Source organism: Alkalihalobacillus pseudalcaliphilus (assembly GCF_028610675.1).
GTDB classification, from domain to species: Bacteria; Bacillota; Bacilli; order Bacillales; family Bacillaceae_D; genus Alkalihalobacillus; species Alkalihalobacillus pseudalcaliphilus.
Window position 1 is genome coordinate 130,939 of sequence record NZ_JAQQWS010000004.1, and the last position, 16,784, is coordinate 147,722.

Sequence of the window (16,784 nt, forward strand, 5' to 3'; positions counted from 1 at the left end):
AGGAGAAATTTGGAACAGGAAGATGGAGGTGTTTAGCGGATGGTCGAAGCCAATAAGAAACGACAAATTCCGCTTCTGCCTTTACGCGGGTTGCTCGTATTTCCAACGATGGTATTACATTTAGATGTAGGAAGAGCAAAATCAGTTCAGGCATTAGAGTATGCAATGGATCATGATGAGGAGATTGTTTTAGCTACACAAAAAGAAATCTCTATCGATGAGCCAAAGGAAGATGACATTTATTTAATTGGTACATTAGTTAAAATAAGTCAGCTTCTTCGTCTGCCAAATGGAACGGTGCGCGTACATGTAGAAGGTTTAAAAAGAGTAAGGATCGAAAGGTTCTTGGATAACGAGGAATTTTTAAATATTGAAGTGGAACAATTAGAGGATGAAGATTTTTACAAATCACCTGAATTACAAGCGATAATGCGTAATATGCTAAAAATGTTTGAGCAATATTCAAAAGTCTCGAAAAAAGTATCACATGAGACATTACAAACGATTAAAGAAATTACAGAGCCAGGACGATTGGCAGATGTTGTTTCAGCCAATTTACCACTTAAGCTTCATGAAAAACAAGAACTATTAGAAATTAGTTCTGTTCGAGATAGACTCCTTCACTTAATCCAAATTTTAAATAATGAGCAAGAAGTACTTGGCTTAGAGAAGAAAATTGGGCAACGTGTCAAGAAGTCGATGGAAAAGACACAAAAGGAATACTATCTGCGCGAACAAATGAAGGCTATTCAAAAAGAACTAGGCGATAAAGAAGGTCGAAGTGGCGAGATTGCGTCTTTAAGAGAACAAATTGAACGATCTGATATGCCTGAACATGTCTTAAATAAAGCATTAAAGGAATTAGACCGTTATGAAAAAATGCCTTCCAATGCAGCAGAGAGCTCGGTGCTGCGTAATTACTTAGACTGGTTAATTCAATTACCGTGGACAAATGAAACAACGGATGATTTAGATGTCAATCGTGCTGAAACGATTTTAGATGAGGACCATTATGGCCTAGAAAAAGTCAAAGAACGTGTCTTAGAATATATCGCTGTTCAACAGTTAACTCGTGAGTTGAAGGGTCCAATACTCTGTTTGGCAGGACCACCAGGGGTCGGGAAAACATCTTTAGCTCGATCTATTGCGAGGTCGTTAAATCGCCAATTTGTTCGAATTTCTTTAGGTGGTGTGAGGGATGAAGCCGAAATCCGCGGCCATCGTCGTACATATGTGGGGGCTATGCCCGGTCGTATTATTCAAGGGATGAAGAAAGCAAAAACGATTAATCCGGTCTTTTTATTAGATGAGATTGATAAAATGGCTAATGATTTCCGTGGCGATCCTTCATCCGCTTTATTAGAGGTATTAGATCCAGAGCAAAATAACAGCTTCAGTGATCATTTTGTTGAAGAGCCTTATGATTTATCCAAAGTCATGTTTGTGACTACGGCGAATAATATTGGGACGATTCCAGGTCCGTTATTAGATCGTATGGAAATTATTAATATTCCGGGTTACACGGAATTAGAAAAACTCCATATTGCAAAGGATTATTTAGCAAAAAAGCAAAGAGCTGATCACGGTCTAACCGGCAATATGTTACGTTTTCAGGATGAGGCTTTAATTAAAGTTATTCGAGAATATACACGCGAAGCAGGAGTTCGTACATTAGAACGACAACTTGCGGCGATTTCACGTAAGGCTGCAAAGGTAATTGTAGCTGGAAATAAAAAACGAGTAACAGTAAATGAAAAGATGATTGAAGAAATGTTAGGTAAGCCACGATACCGCTTTGGTCTTGCTGAAGAAGAGGATCAAATTGGGGCAGCGACAGGACTAGCTTATACGACTGCGGGTGGTGATACCTTATCAATTGAGGTTTCTTTAGCGCCTGGTAAAGGAAAATTAACTCTGACAGGAAAACTTGGCGATGTGATGAAGGAATCCGCACAAGCGGCCTTTAGTTATATTCGTTCTCGTTCAGAAGAATTAGAGATTAATTCGAATTTCCATGAGGAAAATGATATTCATATACACGTACCAGAAGGGGCAACACCTAAGGATGGCCCTTCGGCTGGGATTACAATGGCGACAGCTCTCGTATCTGCCTTAACAGAAAGGCCGGTTAAGCGTGAAGTAGGTATGACAGGGGAAATGACACTACGTGGCCGTGTATTACCGATTGGTGGTTTAAAGGAAAAATCGATGAGTGCTCACCGAGCGGGTCTGAAAACGATTATTATTCCTAAAGATAATGAGAAAGACCTTGAGGACATTCCCGAAAGCGTCCGTAAGGATTTACAGTTTATATTAGTGTCACATTTAGATGACGTATTAAAACATGCATTGGGAGAGAAAAAATGAAAGTAACACAAGTAGAATTAGCGACGGTTGCCGTAAAACCTGAGCAATACCCAACCACATTGCTACCGGAAGTAGCTTTAGCAGGACGCTCAAATGTTGGGAAATCATCTTTTATTAATAAAATGATTAACCGAAAAGCTTTAGCACGTACATCTGGACGACCAGGTAAAACACAGACGTTGAATTTTTATATGGTGAATGAGCTTTTATATTTTGTTGATGTTCCTGGATACGGGTTTGCGAAAGTATCCAAGAAAGAACGTGAAGCATGGGGAAAAATGATTGAGACGTATTTACAATCGCGTGAACCGTTAAAAGCCGTTATTCAATTAATTGATCTTCGTCATAAACCATCTGAAGATGATAAGCTCATGTACAATTGGTTAAAACATTTTGGGATTCCTGTTATTATCGTGGCAACAAAAAGTGACAAGATTCCTAAAGGAAAATGGCAAAAACACCAAAAAGTAATTGAAAAAGAATTAGAGAAGGATCCGAGCGATCCAGTCGTCCTTTTTTCTTCCGAAACTGGGCAAGGCAAAGAAGAGGCATGGAAAAAGGTTCAATATTATGTAAGTCAGTAGAAGGAAGCAGGGAGCATTGGTGTTCCCTGCTATTATTTGTGTTCATTAAGTCGTTTGGAATGTGAGAAGTATTTAATTAGAATTATTATAAAGAATATGTTAGAATGTATGTGGTTATCAAGATACAGTCTAATGAAATCGGATATAAACGTTATAATGTGGTAAAACTAGTTTGTAATCGAGTATAAAGGATGAGTAGTGGGAACGTTTACTCTTTAGTTGTGTTCTTATCGTTACAGGATTCGTGTCGTAGCGGATCCGTCTAACAGGCTTCATCTTTTCTTCACATTTAAAAAAGTTCTTTGCATTTTTACATGTTATAATTATTATAAATAAGACTGTTTGCAATGCTTCTGATAGGGAAAGAAGCTTATATATATCGAGAAATGCTAAATCGTGTTGTTGGATGGTGAGTGTTCACTCCGTTTAAGACGATTCAGACATTTTAGTGCTAAAAAGGATTAGGGGGTGACCGGCAGGATGTATACGTTATTAGTAGGTTTGAATTATAAAACGGCACCTGTCGAAATGCGTGAACGCTTTACTTTTACTGAGGATGAATTACCGCAAGCTTTGAATCAGCTACGAAATATGAAGAGTATTTTGGAATGTGTCATTATTTCTACCTGTAATCGAACGGAAATTTATGTTGTGGCCGATCAACTGCATACAGGCAGACATTTTACGAAAACATTTTTATCAGAATGGTTTCATATGCCTAAAGATGATTTCACGATGTATTTAGACATTCGTGAAGAAGAGCATGCAGTTGAGCATTTATTAAAAGTATCTTCTGGCTTAGATTCAATGATTTTAGGGGAAACCCAAATTCTTGGACAAGTCCGGTCAAGCTTTTTACTGGCACAAGAGCAACAGGTAACAGGGACGATTTTTAACCATTTGTTTAAGCAGGCGATTACATTTGCTAAGCGTGCTCATTCACAAACGGATATTGGAAAACAGGCTGTATCCGTTAGTTATGCGGCGGTTGAGCTTGGTAAAAAGATATTTGGACAATTTGACCATAAGCATGTACTCGTTTTAGGTGCAGGAAAAATGAGTGAGCTGACAGCCAAGCATTTACATGGTAATGGAGCAAAAGAAATTACTGTCATTAATCGGACATATGAGAAAGCAGAAGAACTTGCTGTTAAGTTTGCTGGTCAAGCAAGGGCTTATGCCCAGTTAGAACATTCGTTAACAGAAGTAGATATATTAATTACTTCTACAGGAGCACGAGATTTTGTTATCTCTAAAGCAATGGTAGAAAAAGCAATGAAAAAACGTAATGGTAAACCGTTATTTATGGTCGACATTGCCGTTCCACGTGACCTTGACCCTGAAATTGCGAGTTTTGATAATGTCTTTTTATATGACATTGATGATTTGCAAAATATAGTGGAAGCTAATCTTGCAGAAAGAAAAAGAGAAGCTGAAAAAATTGAGCTCATGATGGAAGAAGAAATTGTCGCGTTTAAATCTTGGCTTAATATGTTAGGAGTCGTACCGATTATTACAGCTCTTCGTTCAAAAGCTTTAACGGTACAAGCAGATACGATGGAAAGTATCGAACGAAAAATGCCTGATTTAACAGAACGCGAACGCAAAGTTTTAAGTAAACATACGAAAAGTATTGTGAATCAGCTTTTACGTGATCCCATTACACGTGTAAAGGAATTAGCTGGTGATGAAAAGGCAGAAGAGGCCCTGCAAATGTTTACGAAAATCTTTGCTTTAGAAGATGAGCTTGAGGTTCAAAAACAGAAAGAAAGAATTAAAAAGGCTGAAGAGGAATGGGAGAATGCCAAAAAATTAGATGTCGTAGCAGCAAATATACAACAAAAGGCTGCTGTACGCTCTTAATAGATAAGGGATGACGACTTGTGAATTGGATTTATCCTCTGACGATTGTCTTATACAGTATTAGTGTCAGTTGTTATTTTGTCGATTTTTTACTAAACAACCGGAGGGTCAATCGAGTGGCTTTCTGGTTGCTTTCGGTTGTGTGGCTTTTACAAACCGGTTATTTTTTAATTCGTGCCTATACACTAGAGTATATTCCGATCATTAGTCAGACTGATGGGCTCTTTTTTTATGCATGGACGCTTGTGACAGTCTCGTTAATGATTAATTGGTTTTTTCGAGTCGATTTCCTTGTGTTCTTTACGAATTTAGTTGGCTTTGCAATGCTAGCTTTTAGTTTATTTGCGACAAATCCGAATCATCCTGTTGAGCTTCAGCATTTGCTAAGCCTTGAGCTGATGGTGATTCATATCAGTTTTATTTTCTTATCCTATGCCGCTTTTACTCTCGCTTTTGCCTTTTCCATTATGTATGTTTTATCGTATCAAATGTTAAAGCGGAAAAATTGGAGTAAGCGACTGCAAAGGTTTGGTTCTTTAACTAGCTTGGATAAAATGGCTTTTCGCTCGACATTAATTGGAGCACCGTTACTGCTCATCGGGATCATTCAAGGCGTTATTTGGGCGACAGTAGAGCTCGATCAATTTATATGGTATGACACTAAGGTGTTAACGTCCTTTCTAACATTAGGGATTTATCTTGTTTATCTGTATAATAGAGTGGTGAAGCATAAGCAAGGTTATGAATTTGCCCTACTTAATATTGCAGGCTTTTTAGTCCTATGTATTAATTATTTTCTATCAAGTCAATATACGAGCTTTCATTTATGGTAGTGTGAGTAGCAGAACGGAGGATTTTTATGAGGAAGATTGTAATCGGTTCAAGAAAAAGTAATTTAGCATTAACACAAACTAATTGGGTCATTGACCAGTTGCAAAAGCTTAACGTCCCTTTTGAATTTGAAGTAAAAAAAATTGTTACAAAAGGTGATCGTATTTTAGATGTGACGTTATCTAAAGTAGGTGGAAAAGGACTATTTGTTAAAGAAATTGAACGTGCCTTAGCAGATGGAGATATTGATATGGCGGTTCATAGTATGAAGGATGTTCCGTCTGAGCTACAACCAGGCTTTACGATTGGAGCTGTACCAGAGCGTGAGGATCCACGTGATGCTTTTATTTCAAATGATCATATCAAATTAGCAGACTTACCGAGTGGCTCTATAATCGGGACTAGTAGCTTACGTCGCTCTGCCCAAATTTTATCATTACGACCTGATTTACAAGTACAATGGATTCGCGGTAACGTTGAAACGAGATTAAAGAAGCTTGAAGAAGAGAATTTCGATGCGATTATTCTTGCAGCGGCAGGATTGAAAAGACTAGGTTACTCTGAAAAACTTGTAACCGAATATATTGATAGTACCGATTGTATTCCAGCTGTCGGACAAGGGGCTCTTGGCATCGAATGTCGTACAGACGATCAAGAGGTCAGAGATCTTCTTGCTCAAATTAATGATGCCGTAACAGAAAGAATTGTCTCAGCAGAGCGTGCTTTTCTCCATAAAATTGAAGGTGGTTGTCAGGTGCCGATCGCTGCTTATGGCACACTTTTAGATGACGGCTCTATTTCATTAACGGCTTTAGTCGGGTCGCCTAATGGAAAAACGATTTTAAAAGAAACACAAGTAGGAGAACATCCAGTTGATTTAGGTGTATCCGTGGCGAATGTGTTATTAGAACAAGGAGCCCGTGCGATTTTAGAACAAGTAAAAAATGAAAATGGCGAATAAGATGCCAAAGGGTGAAGCGTTACAAGGCAAACATGTGGTTGTCACGAGAGCGGCTCATCAAGGCACGGAATTTGAAACGCAACTAAAGGCTGCTGGTGCTTTTGTCACACAGATGCCATTACTCACATTTGAACGCACCGAGTTAACAGAAATGGAAAAGGAAGCTGTTTCTCACTTTCAGACGTTTGACTGGCTCGTTTTTACGAGTAGTAATGGTGTTCGTTTTTTTATGGACGCTTTATCCTCTTTTGGGATAGAATCTGAACCTACATCTTGGCCTCAAATCGCTGTAGTTGGTGAGAAAACAGCGGCTACACTTAGAGAATATCAACTTCAGGAGAAGCTCGTTCCTAAGGAATATGTCGCTGAGCGTTTTTTAGAGGAGCTACAAGAACTGGTAAATAGTGAGGATTCTGTGTTGTTGATTAGAGGTAAGCTCGGGCGTAGGCTCATAGCGGAACAGCTTTCACAACTTGTTCAAAAGCTGACTGAAGTGACTGTCTATGATACGGTGTTTCCAGCTGAAGCGCAGGAACAGTTTAAACATTTGTGTGATCAGCATATTGACCTTTTTACATTTACAAGTTCCTCGACGGTCCACCATTTTGTTCAACTTTTACAGGAATTCAAACTAGACTGGCAGGAATATCCATGGAACTTTGCTTGTATTGGTCCAATCGCAGCCAAGACATGTAGACATTATGGACTACCTGTTGTCATTATGCCTGATACATATACGATTGAGGCTTTATCGAATGCGATTATCGCGTATTATGAGGAGGAGAAAAGTAATGAGTGAGATTCAATTTAACCGTCACCGTAGGCTGAGACAAAGTAAAAGCATGCGGAATATGGTTCGTGAAACGAGTGTTAGTGTGCATGACTTTATTCACCCTATTTTTGTCATTGAGGGGGAACAAATAAAAAATGAGATTGCCTCGATGCCAAATGTGTTTCAATGGTCTCTTGATCTTTTGGATGAAGAAATAGATGAAGTGGTCAAACTTGGTATTCAATCCGTCATTATTTTTGGTGTGCCTGCCCATAAGGATGAAAAAGGAAGTTTGGCTTATGATGATCAAGGTATTGTGCAAAAGGCAATTCGCCAAATTAAAGCAAGACATCCAGAGCTAACCGTTATCGCTGATACATGCTTATGTCAATACACTGACCACGGACATTGTGGAATTGTAAAAGACGGACAGGTTTTAAATGACCCGACCTTGGATTTATTAGCTCAAACAGCGGTTTCCCAAGCAAAGGCAGGAGCAGATGTGATTGCTCCTTCTAATATGATGGATGGATTTGTTGCGGCGATTCGCCATGGTTTAGATGGTGCAGGTTTTGAAGAGGTACCGATTATGTCCTATGCGGTAAAATATGCTTCGGCTTTTTATGGCCCGTTTCGAGATGCGGCTCACAGTACGCCCCAATTTGGTGACAGAAAAACCTATCAAATGGATCCTGCCAATCGTTTAGAAGCCTTGCGCGAGGCCCAATCTGATATGGAAGAAGGAGCCGATTTCTTAATTGTTAAGCCTGCTCTTTCCTATTTAGATGTGATTCGTGAGGTAAAGGATTATTCAGGCATGCCAGTTGTCGCTTATAATGTAAGTGGTGAATATTCCATGATCAAAGCAGCTAGTCAAAACGGTTGGGTTGATGAGAAAGCGATTGTTTTGGAAAAGCTCATGAGTATGAAGCGAGCGGGTGCGGATATTATTCTAACTTACCATGCCAAAGATGCGGCAAAGTGGTTAAAGGAACAATAATTGAAGGAGGAACAACACATGCGATCATTTAATAAATCAGAAGAGGCTTTTCAAAAAGCATTACCATTAATGCCAGGTGGGGTTAATAGCCCTGTTCGTGCATTTAAGTCTGTTGATATGAACCCTGTATATATGGAGAGTGGGAAAGGCTCGAAAATATATGATATTGATGGAAATGAATATATCGACTATGTGCTTTCATGGGGGCCTTTAATTTTAGGGCATGCCGATGAACAAGTCGTGGAGAAGTTAAAAGCAGCAACAGAAAAAGGAACAAGCTTTGGTGCTCCTAATGAGATGGAAACAAAGCTAGCAGAGCTAGTTATTGACCGTGTTCCTTCTGTGGAAGTTGTCCGTATGGTTAATTCAGGAACGGAAGCGACCATGAGTGCTCTTCGTTTAGCTCGCGGATATACAGGTAAAAATAAAATCCTAAAGTTCGTAGGCTGCTACCATGGACATGGCGATTCTTTATTAATTAAAGCAGGATCTGGTGTGGCAACATTAGGTTTGCCTGATAGCCCTGGTGTTCCAGAGTCAGTTGCTCAAAATACATTAACCGTTAACTATAATGATTTAGAGAGTGTTCAATATGCATTTGATACGTTTGGTGATGATATTGCGGCTGTCATTGTAGAACCTGTTGCAGGTAATATGGGGGTTGTTCCTCCAATTGCAGGTTTTCTAGAAGGTTTACGAGAGATTACAAAAAAGCATGGTTCTCTATTAATTTTTGATGAGGTTATGACCGGCTTCCGTGTTGGCTATCATTGTGCACAAGGCACTTTAGGAGTAACACCTGATTTAACATGTTTAGGAAAAGTTATTGGTGGCGGACTTCCAGTTGGTGCCTTCGGTGGTAAGCGTGAAATTATGGAACAAATTGCTCCAAGCGGTCCAATTTATCAAGCGGGCACACTTTCTGGTAATCCACTCGCGATGACAGCGGGTTACGAGACGTTGTCACAATTGAGACCAGCTGATTATGATCGTTTTGAACAATTAGCGGAGCGTTTAGAAAATGGCTTAGTTGCTGCCGCAAAAAAGCATCGTATCCCACATACGGTTAATCGAATCGGTTCGATGGTTGGCTTTTTCTTTACAGATGAGCATGTCATCAATTTTGATGTTGCAAAAACATCTAATGTTGAGTACTTTGCTCAATATTTCAGGGAAATGCTACAGCAAGGTGTATCATTACCACCATCGCAATTCGAAGGAATGTTTTTATCAACGAAACATACGGAAGATGATATTGACCGAACGATTGCAGCAGCAGAAGTTGCTTTTTCAAAAATAAACTAGAGTAAAGGTACTCTCCATACCCCTTTCTTAGACGTATTGTCTAGTAGGGGTATTTTTTATTGGGAATGTATGGGCATGTAAGTAGATCATGGGTATTGGAGTTGCTGGAATTAGGTCAACTGAATGAAGTGATGCGGATACGTGTCTATGTTTGCATCTGTTAGCTGGAACAAACCTGGAGTCTTCATGGCTAGTCACGCTATCATTTAACTAAGTATCTCCAATGGATTGGGGTTCTTTTTCCTTGCTCCTTATCATATTCTTTAATGACTTGTCATAGAGTTTAATTGTGTACGTAACATCATTCGAACAGAGCTATGAGTAAGTTAGATAGTAGAATTAAGGGAGGTAATCAGAAATGACACAGGAACACCCTTCAAAATTATCTTTTTCTATTGAAGAGTCAGTTTGGCTGAATAAAGGTCAAGAAGTGAAAGAAGTTCTTTCTATGTCTTTAGAGCCAGAAATTACAATCGAAGAAAATAACCAAAATGTGTGTATTAAAGGTGGGCTACGATTATTAGGGGAGTATATTGCGGTCAGTCGTGAAGAAGCAGAGCTTCAACCTGATCAACCTTTAGAGGATCAAATCACATATCGGTCTGTGGAAGAGTTTCATATAACGGATGAGGGTAAAGGTGAGATCAAACACTTTTTCCCGATTGATGTGACGATTCCAACGAGTCGTATTCATAACTTAGCAGATGTATATGTAAAAGTAGAATCGTTTGATTACGATTTACCAGAGAAAAGCTGCATACAGCTCACAGCCGATGTGACGATCAGCGGGATGTCAACGCAGCAAGAGGTAGATAGAGAAGATGAGGACTATGTAGAAGACGTTGACTATGAAGAAGAAGGGGCGGAGCTTGAGGAAGGTACCTTCAGTTTTGAAGCGAAAAAAGCGGATGAATTAGAAGTGACACATCGTGAGTCACCACCGACGTATGAAGAATCTGCTGGTGAAATCGAAGAGCAAGAGATTGAAGAAGAACTTAGCATGGAGACCGAACGAGAAGAGGAACCAGAAGTGGCATCACGTCCGATTCCGGCTCCTAAGCTTGAAGTTGCAGCCAAAAATGAAAAGCAGCCATTAGAATATTTGTATAAGAAAAAAGACAAACAAGAAGGGCCAAAAGCCGCGTTAGAGAACGAAGAGACTGTACCTGATTCCAAAGAGGAGCCAGCGCTTGCTATGATGCGTTCTAGTGCGACTGCTTTTGAGGAAGAAGTGGAAGAGGAACGAGAAGAGGTTATAGAACATGTAGGTGTACAGGAAGAAGATGATGAACCTGTTGAGAGTGAAGAAGTAGAGAGACCACGTAAAGAAGAAAATGCACTCTATTTAACAAAAATGCTCACAAAGGGTGAGGAAAAGTTCTCGAGGTGGAAAATGTGCATTATTCAAGAGAATGAATCTTTAGATGCAATTGCAGAGCGTTATGATATACCTGCAAGCACATTAATTCGTTTTAACCGACTAAAAGAAGACCAAGTGGAGGAAGGCCAAATCCTATATATTCCTGTGACTAATCAATCGTAATGAGCGTCACTAGTAAGAGGGATAAATCAGTGGAATTAGTGGATTGTCTAAAAGAGCATTACCAATGGCAGGATGCACAATTTATCAATCAAGCTATTCTTAAAACCGACCAAGGTAGAAAAAGGATTCAATATTGGCAGGATCAAGATATTTTAGAATGGCAGATAGAATGGCGTGACCAATGCAGTGTCACGCCACATGTACTCATTGATCGGATGATTCGCACAAAGGAAGAAGAGGCGTTTATTGAGTGGAAAACAGGTTGGGTCACCGTTCATGATGACCTAGAGGATTATTTTACGGAGAAAGGAAAGGAGGAGCAATGGGGGACATTATTAGGTGCAATGATTGAGCACGGTCAACAGACTAAGTCAACCGTTTCTCCGAGAGTAATCGCTAAGCAAAAATATGAAGATCTAGAATTATTACTTCCAATCTTAAAAAGTGAGCAACGTGAATTATTAACAAGCTGTTTAAAGGAAGTTCGCTTTCGTCTAAACAAAGCCGATCAATTAAAACGTTTAGTTGAAGGAATACAACCACCACTCATGGACCAAGTCTATTCTGTTCGTCAAGCGAAGAAGGTATATCAAGTTCTTTTTTGGAATGGCACGATAGAAGCCCCGATTCGTTCCTATCAAGGGATCAGGCATTTACTCAACTATTGGTTACATGAACATGGCGAACAGTCATTAGGCCAAGTATTAGATAAAATGAGATCGCATGAGGCGTTTAATGAGCATCAAACGATGCTTTTGTTAGCGGAGTGCTTACTGCCCTATGAACTAAATCGTATCACAGAGGAAATTCATAGAACGGATGTTACTGATCATGATATTGAACAAGCTATTCATTTCTCTTTAGTAGAATGGGAACGCTCGAAAAAACTTGTCAGCTTTTTAAGTCGCTGGTTTGATCAGCAAAAGAAGGTGATTCCGTCTTGAAACATGAGCAAGAAAACTTGTATGCTTCAATCCTTTTTTATTATGATATTTACCCACAGTCGATTGAGGATCTGGGAAAAGTAAAACGTGTTCAAACCGGACGAGGACATTATGCTTTGAAAGAGACATCCATGACATCGCTCCAAGCAGATGAATTTGTGCAGGCGATGCGCATGCTGACTAAGCATAATTATCGTCAGGTCGTGCCGATTATGCCAACAAAATATGGGGAATACACCATTTCGACCGATGATAAAACATATTATTTGATGCCGTGGGTCGAGCCCGTAGAATATTTGGGACGGGAAACGTTAGAGGAAAAAATCATCGCACAAATGGCAGTTGTTCATCGTTTAACGGTTCAAACACAGAAATTTTCTAAAGAGGCGATCGAACAATCTTATCAACGCCTGCTCGATCATTGGGAATTGAGAAGATTAGAATTAAACCGATTCGCTGATGTAGTCGAAGTGAAAACGTATATGTCACCATTTGAGCTTTCTTTTATCACACATGCCCATATGCTTGATACGATGTCGGAACGTGCTAAATATCATTTAGAGAAATGGTATGAGGCGTGTTTAGAAAAAGAAAAATATCGTACGGTTTTGTGTCACGGCCGCTTATCTCGCTCACATTCAATTGTAAATATGGAAAACGAGCCAATTTTAATAAATTTTGAGAAGGCAAGTCTAGATACACCTGCACGTGATATCGCTGGGTTTTGCAGGTACAGTTTTCCGAGGGCGATGTGGTCAGAGGATGAGGTATTGAAATGGTTTTTTCGTTATGAGCGTCATCTGCCTCTACTTGATGAAGAAAAGCATCTAATCTGTGCCTATCTTAACTTCCCTGAACCCGTAGTATTTGCCGTTGAGGCTTATGTGAACAAACGCCGTTCTAAAAGTGAAATTGAGCATGTACAAAGATTAGAGAAACGATTACTTTCAATGAGGAAGGTGCAAAGGCTAACGCAGAAGCTCATTGTCGAACAGGAGCAAGAACAGCAATAGGAGAAGGATGATGGTTATGATGAAATAAGGGGAGTTGCTTCACTAGGTTCAACTAGGATGGAGCGACTCTTTTTTATGGAAAGAAAATCAAGCTTGTGTGAAGCAGGCCAAAAACGGCGGGTGTTTGGTGTAATCTTGATGGACAAGTATGCTGAACCCGCTGTAATAACTCAAGAGTTGGCCCCCCGTTCATGGAACTCGTATTTGTTTTTACAAGATAGTTTGTTCATGCATTATCAATTACCAAAGCTTAAACCAGATAGACGCATACATAACCACCATGATAGTTAATAGTAAGACATCAAAAACACTAGGTAATAAGAGGGTCCGAATAAATTGGAAGCAAATAAGTGGTAATAAAAATTGACCACAAAGATCGCGAAATTTTCCGAGCCAGTTATGTCTTTTCGGCTTCGTGTAATAACGCATTCGATTCGCCATGTTTTTCGCTCCTTTCACAAAACTTGATAGTATAGGCTATGCAAAATTGTTAGGGATGGAAACTGATTCTTTACATGGTTTTAGCTATTATGAATGAAAATCAAAAAAATGGGCGAAGCTGTTATTGACAAGGGCTATGAAGTTTGATTACAATTACGTATACATAACGTTTATAGAAGTAAAATGCTTTGAGTAGGAAGAGTACGTACAGAGCCTTTAAGAGAGAAGAATCCTTGGCTGAAAGATTCTTTAAGGGGTATGTAGGGAAGGTCGCCTAGGAGCTATTTAGCTGAAGTTTGAGTAAGCTAAGTCGGGATAACCCGTTATCTAATTGAGTGTACATGATTGAATGTTGGATCATGTAAACAAAGGTGGTACCGCGAATAAACTCTCTTCGTCCTTTGGATGGGGGGAGTTTTTGATATGCTCAATTAATGGAAAAAATGTTAAAATGAAGAATGGAGTGAAGGACATGGATCATCAAACAAATGAAATGCCAACTAAATATGACCCGAAGGAAACCGAGAAGAAATGGTATTCCAAATGGGTTGAAGGTAAATATTTTGAAGCGACAGGGGATGAATCGAAAAAGCCTTATTCGATTGTTATTCCACCACCAAACGTAACAGGAAAGCTACATCTTGGGCATGCTTGGGATTTAACTCTTCAGGATATTATCGCGAGAACAAAAAGAATGCAAGGCTATGACATGCTCTGGTTACCAGGAATGGACCATGCTGGGATTGCAACGCAGGCTAAGGTTGAGGCAAAGCTAAAAGAAGAAGGTACGAATCGTTATGAGCTTGGTCGTGAGAAGTTCCTTGAAAAGTCTTGGGAGTGGAAGGAAGAATATGCAGGATTTATCCGTGACCAATGGTCAAAAGTCGGAATTTCTGTTGATTATTCTCGTGAACGTTTCACCCTAGACGAGGGTCTCTCAAAAGCGGTTCGTGAAGTATTTGTTGCCTTATATGAAAAAGGTCTCATTTATCGTGGCGAATACATCATTAACTGGGACCCGGATACGAAAACAGCATTATCGGATATTGAGGTTATTTATAAGGATGTTCAAGGTGCCTTTTACCATATGAATTATCCGTTAACAGATGGAAGTGGTTCGATTGCGGTTGCAACAACGCGTCCTGAGACGATGCTTGGTGACACAGCGGTTGCGGTACACCCAGAGGATGAGCGTTATCAGCATTTAATTGGAAAAACAGTTACATTACCGATTATGAATCGTGAAATACCGATTGTAGCCGATGATTATGTCGATATGGAATTTGGTTCTGGAGCTGTAAAGATAACGCCTGCTCATGATCCTAATGACTTTGAAATTGGCAATCGCCATCATTTAGAGCGCATTCTTGTGATGAATGAAGATGGAACGATGAATGAAAATGCAGGCAAATATCAAGGTTTAGATCGTTTTGCTTGCCGTAAACAAATTGTTAAAGACCTTCAAGAAGCTAGCATTCTTTTTGAAATTGAGGAGCATATGCATTCCGTTGGCCATTCAGAGCGGAGTGGAGCAGTGGTAGAGCCATACTTGTCCACGCAATGGTTTGTGAAGATGCAACCACTTGCTGATGAAGCGATTCAATTACAGCAAACAGAAGGTAAGGTTAACTTCGTGCCAGAACGTTTTGAAGGAACGTATTTACGTTGGATGGAAAATATTCGCGATTGGTGTATTTCTCGTCAGCTTTGGTGGGGACACCGTATTCCAGCTTGGTACCATAAAGAAACAGGTGAGCTTTACGTAGGACGTGAAGAGCCGACAGATATAGAGAACTGGAATCAAGATGAAGATGTTTTAGATACGTGGTTTAGTTCAGCACTATGGCCGTTTTCGACAATGGGTTGGCCAGATGAGGAAGCAGCTGACTTCAAGCGTTATTACCCAACGAGTGCTTTAGTAACAGGTTATGATATTATCTTCTTCTGGGTATCAAGAATGATTTTCCAAGGAATCGAATTTACAGAAGAGCGACCATTTAAGGATGTCCTTATTCACGGTCTGATTCGTGACTCTGAAGGACGCAAAATGAGTAAGTCACTTGGCAATGGTGTTGATCCTATTGAAGTGATTGATAAGTATGGTGCTGATGCCCTACGTTATTTCTTAGCAACTGGTAGCTCACCAGGCAATGATCTTCGTTTTTACTGGGAAAAGGTAGAATCAACTTGGAATTTTGGTAATAAAATTTGGAACGCCTCTCGTTTTGCCTTAATGAATATGGAAGGCTTACGTTATGATGAAATTGATGTAAGTGGCGAAAAATCGATTGCGGATAGGTGGATTTTAACCCGATTACAAGAAACGATAACGGACGTAACGAGACTTACAGAAGCGTATGAGTTTGGTGAAGTTGGTCGGATTTTATATAACTTCATTTGGGATGATTTCTGTGATTGGTATATTGAAATGGCGAAGCTTCCATTATACGGGGAGGATGAAGCGGCAAAGAAAACAACTCGTTCTGTTTTAGCTTATGTCCTTGATCAGACGATGCGTTTATTACACCCGCTTATGCCGTTTATTACCGAGGAAATATGGCAGCACTTACCGCATGAAGGGGAATCAATTACGGTAGCAGCATGGCCAATTCGTCAAGAAGAGTTGATTTTCCCAGAAGCCAATAAGGATATGCAGCTTCTAAAAGAAATCATTCGTTCGATTCGTAATACGCGTTCGGAATTAAATGTGCCAATGAGTAAACAAATTGAAATGATGATTCAAGCGAAAGACGACACGGTTCTTGAGCAATTAAAACGTGGTCAAACGTATTTGGAAAAGTTCTGTAACCCAAGTAAGCTAGAATTAGGAATTGGTTTAACGGCTCCTGAGAAATCAATGTCTAATGTATTAACGGGCGTGGAAGTTTATTTACCACTTGCTGGTCTTCTTGATATTGATGCTGAAGTTAAACGTCTTGAAAAAGAAGTAGAGAAGTTAAACAAAGAAGTAGAACGCGTAGAGAAAAAGCTCTCGAATCAAGGTTTTCTCGCAAAAGCACCAGATCAAGTGATTGAAGAGGAAAAAGCGAAACAAGCCGATTATACAGAAAAACGTGATGCAGTGAAAGCTCGTATTGCAGAGTTACAAGCATAAGAGATGAACACAAAAAGAACTGAGCAAATAGCCTCAGTTCTTTTT

General features: G+C 39.7%; 13 protein-coding genes and 1 other annotated feature. Of the genes, 12 read left to right on the forward strand and 1 reads right to left on the reverse strand.

The genetic code is table 11. The annotated features are described in order from the left end of the window. Positions 1-39: 39 nt before the first annotated feature. The 11 genes from lon to ysxE all read left to right on the forward strand — a co-directional run bounded on the left by lon (position 40) and on the right by ysxE (position 13,183). The gene (gene lon / locus PQ479_RS10700) at positions 40-2,367 is read left to right on the forward strand and encodes an endopeptidase La (RefSeq protein ID WP_047990323.1); all 2,328 of its coding nucleotides are present in this window, start codon (positions 40-42) and stop codon (positions 2,365-2,367) included. Further along, positions 2,364-2,951, forward strand: a complete 588-nt coding sequence (yihA, locus tag PQ479_RS10705; RefSeq protein ID WP_047990324.1) for a ribosome biogenesis GTP-binding protein YihA/YsxC — start codon at positions 2,364-2,366, stop codon at positions 2,949-2,951. Before lon ends, yihA begins: the two co-directional genes overlap by 4 nt. 480 nt (positions 2,952-3,431) lie before the next feature. Further along, a complete protein-coding gene (hemA, locus tag PQ479_RS10710) occupies positions 3,432-4,814 on the forward strand; it encodes a glutamyl-tRNA reductase (protein WP_047990325.1) in 1,383 nt (460 codons plus the stop codon). Positions 4,815-4,834: 20 nt separating this feature from the next. Further along, entirely contained in the window at positions 4,835-5,647 is an 813-nt protein-coding gene (locus tag PQ479_RS10715) for a cytochrome C assembly family protein (RefSeq protein ID WP_047990326.1), read from the forward strand. A 26-nt stretch (positions 5,648-5,673) separates the two neighbouring features. After that, positions 5,674-6,606: a hydroxymethylbilane synthase gene (hemC, locus tag PQ479_RS10720; protein ID WP_047990327.1), complete on the forward strand. Its 933-nt coding sequence runs from the start codon at positions 5,674-5,676 to the stop codon at positions 6,604-6,606. Continuing rightward, the gene (locus PQ479_RS10725) at positions 6,596-7,405 is read left to right on the forward strand and encodes a uroporphyrinogen-III synthase (RefSeq protein ID WP_273716976.1); all 810 of its coding nucleotides are present in this window, start codon (positions 6,596-6,598) and stop codon (positions 7,403-7,405) included. The genes hemC and PQ479_RS10725 overlap by 11 nt, the downstream gene beginning before the upstream one ends. Continuing rightward, entirely contained in the window at positions 7,398-8,378 is a 981-nt protein-coding gene (hemB, locus tag PQ479_RS10730; protein ID WP_047990329.1) for a porphobilinogen synthase, read from the forward strand. Before PQ479_RS10725 ends, hemB begins: the two co-directional genes overlap by 8 nt. A gap of 18 nt (positions 8,379-8,396) precedes the next feature. After that, entirely contained in the window at positions 8,397-9,683 is a 1,287-nt protein-coding gene (gene hemL, locus PQ479_RS10735) for a glutamate-1-semialdehyde 2,1-aminomutase (RefSeq protein ID WP_047990330.1), read from the forward strand. Positions 9,684-10,041: 358 nt separating this feature from the next. After that, positions 10,042-11,226 (forward strand): stage VI sporulation protein D, encoded by a 1,185-nt coding sequence (gene spoVID, locus PQ479_RS10740; RefSeq protein ID WP_047990331.1) that lies wholly within the window; start codon positions 10,042-10,044, stop codon positions 11,224-11,226. A 29-nt stretch (positions 11,227-11,255) separates the two neighbouring features. Further along, positions 11,256-12,170 (forward strand): hypothetical protein, encoded by a 915-nt coding sequence (locus PQ479_RS10745; RefSeq protein ID WP_047990332.1) that lies wholly within the window; start codon positions 11,256-11,258, stop codon positions 12,168-12,170. Beyond that, on the forward strand, positions 12,167-13,183 hold the full coding sequence (ysxE, locus tag PQ479_RS10750; RefSeq protein WP_047990333.1) for a spore coat protein YsxE: 1,017 nt from the start codon (positions 12,167-12,169) through the stop codon (positions 13,181-13,183). Before PQ479_RS10745 ends, ysxE begins: the two co-directional genes overlap by 4 nt. A gap of 240 nt (positions 13,184-13,423) precedes the next feature. Here ysxE and PQ479_RS10755 read toward each other — a convergent pair whose 3' ends face one another. Then, positions 13,424-13,624, reverse strand: coding sequence for a hypothetical protein (locus PQ479_RS10755; protein WP_047990334.1), 201 nt, complete (start codon positions 13,622-13,624; stop codon positions 13,424-13,426). Positions 13,625-13,803: 179 nt separating this feature from the next. Next, positions 13,804-14,029: a binding site (T-box leader), on the forward strand. A gap of 67 nt (positions 14,030-14,096) precedes the next feature. On the opposite strand from PQ479_RS10755, the gene PQ479_RS10760 reads away from it, so the two are divergent. Further along, positions 14,097-16,739 (forward strand): valine--tRNA ligase, encoded by a 2,643-nt coding sequence (locus PQ479_RS10760; protein ID WP_047990506.1) that lies wholly within the window; start codon positions 14,097-14,099, stop codon positions 16,737-16,739. Positions 16,740-16,784: the final 45 nt, after the last annotated feature.

Coding starts and splice junctions, on each gene's coding strand:
- PQ479_RS10725 (WP_273716976.1), top strand. CDS start 6,596: ATGGCGAATAAGATGCCAAAGGGTGAAGCGTTACAAGGCAAACATGTG.
- spoVID (WP_047990331.1), top strand. CDS start 10,042: ATGACACAGGAACACCCTTCAAAATTATCTTTTTCTATTGAAGAGTCA.
- hemL (WP_047990330.1), top strand. CDS start 8,397: ATGCGATCATTTAATAAATCAGAAGAGGCTTTTCAAAAAGCATTACCA.
- hemB (WP_047990329.1), top strand. CDS start 7,398: ATGAGTGAGATTCAATTTAACCGTCACCGTAGGCTGAGACAAAGTAAA.
- hemC (WP_047990327.1), top strand. CDS start 5,674: ATGAGGAAGATTGTAATCGGTTCAAGAAAAAGTAATTTAGCATTAACA.
- PQ479_RS10760 (WP_047990506.1), top strand. CDS start 14,097: ATGGATCATCAAACAAATGAAATGCCAACTAAATATGACCCGAAGGAA.
- yihA (WP_047990324.1), top strand. CDS start 2,364: ATGAAAGTAACACAAGTAGAATTAGCGACGGTTGCCGTAAAACCTGAG.
- PQ479_RS10755 (WP_047990334.1), bottom strand. CDS start 13,624: ATGGCGAATCGAATGCGTTATTACACGAAGCCGAAAAGACATAACTGG.
- hemA (WP_047990325.1), top strand. CDS start 3,432: ATGTATACGTTATTAGTAGGTTTGAATTATAAAACGGCACCTGTCGAA.
- lon (WP_047990323.1), top strand. CDS start 40: ATGGTCGAAGCCAATAAGAAACGACAAATTCCGCTTCTGCCTTTACGC.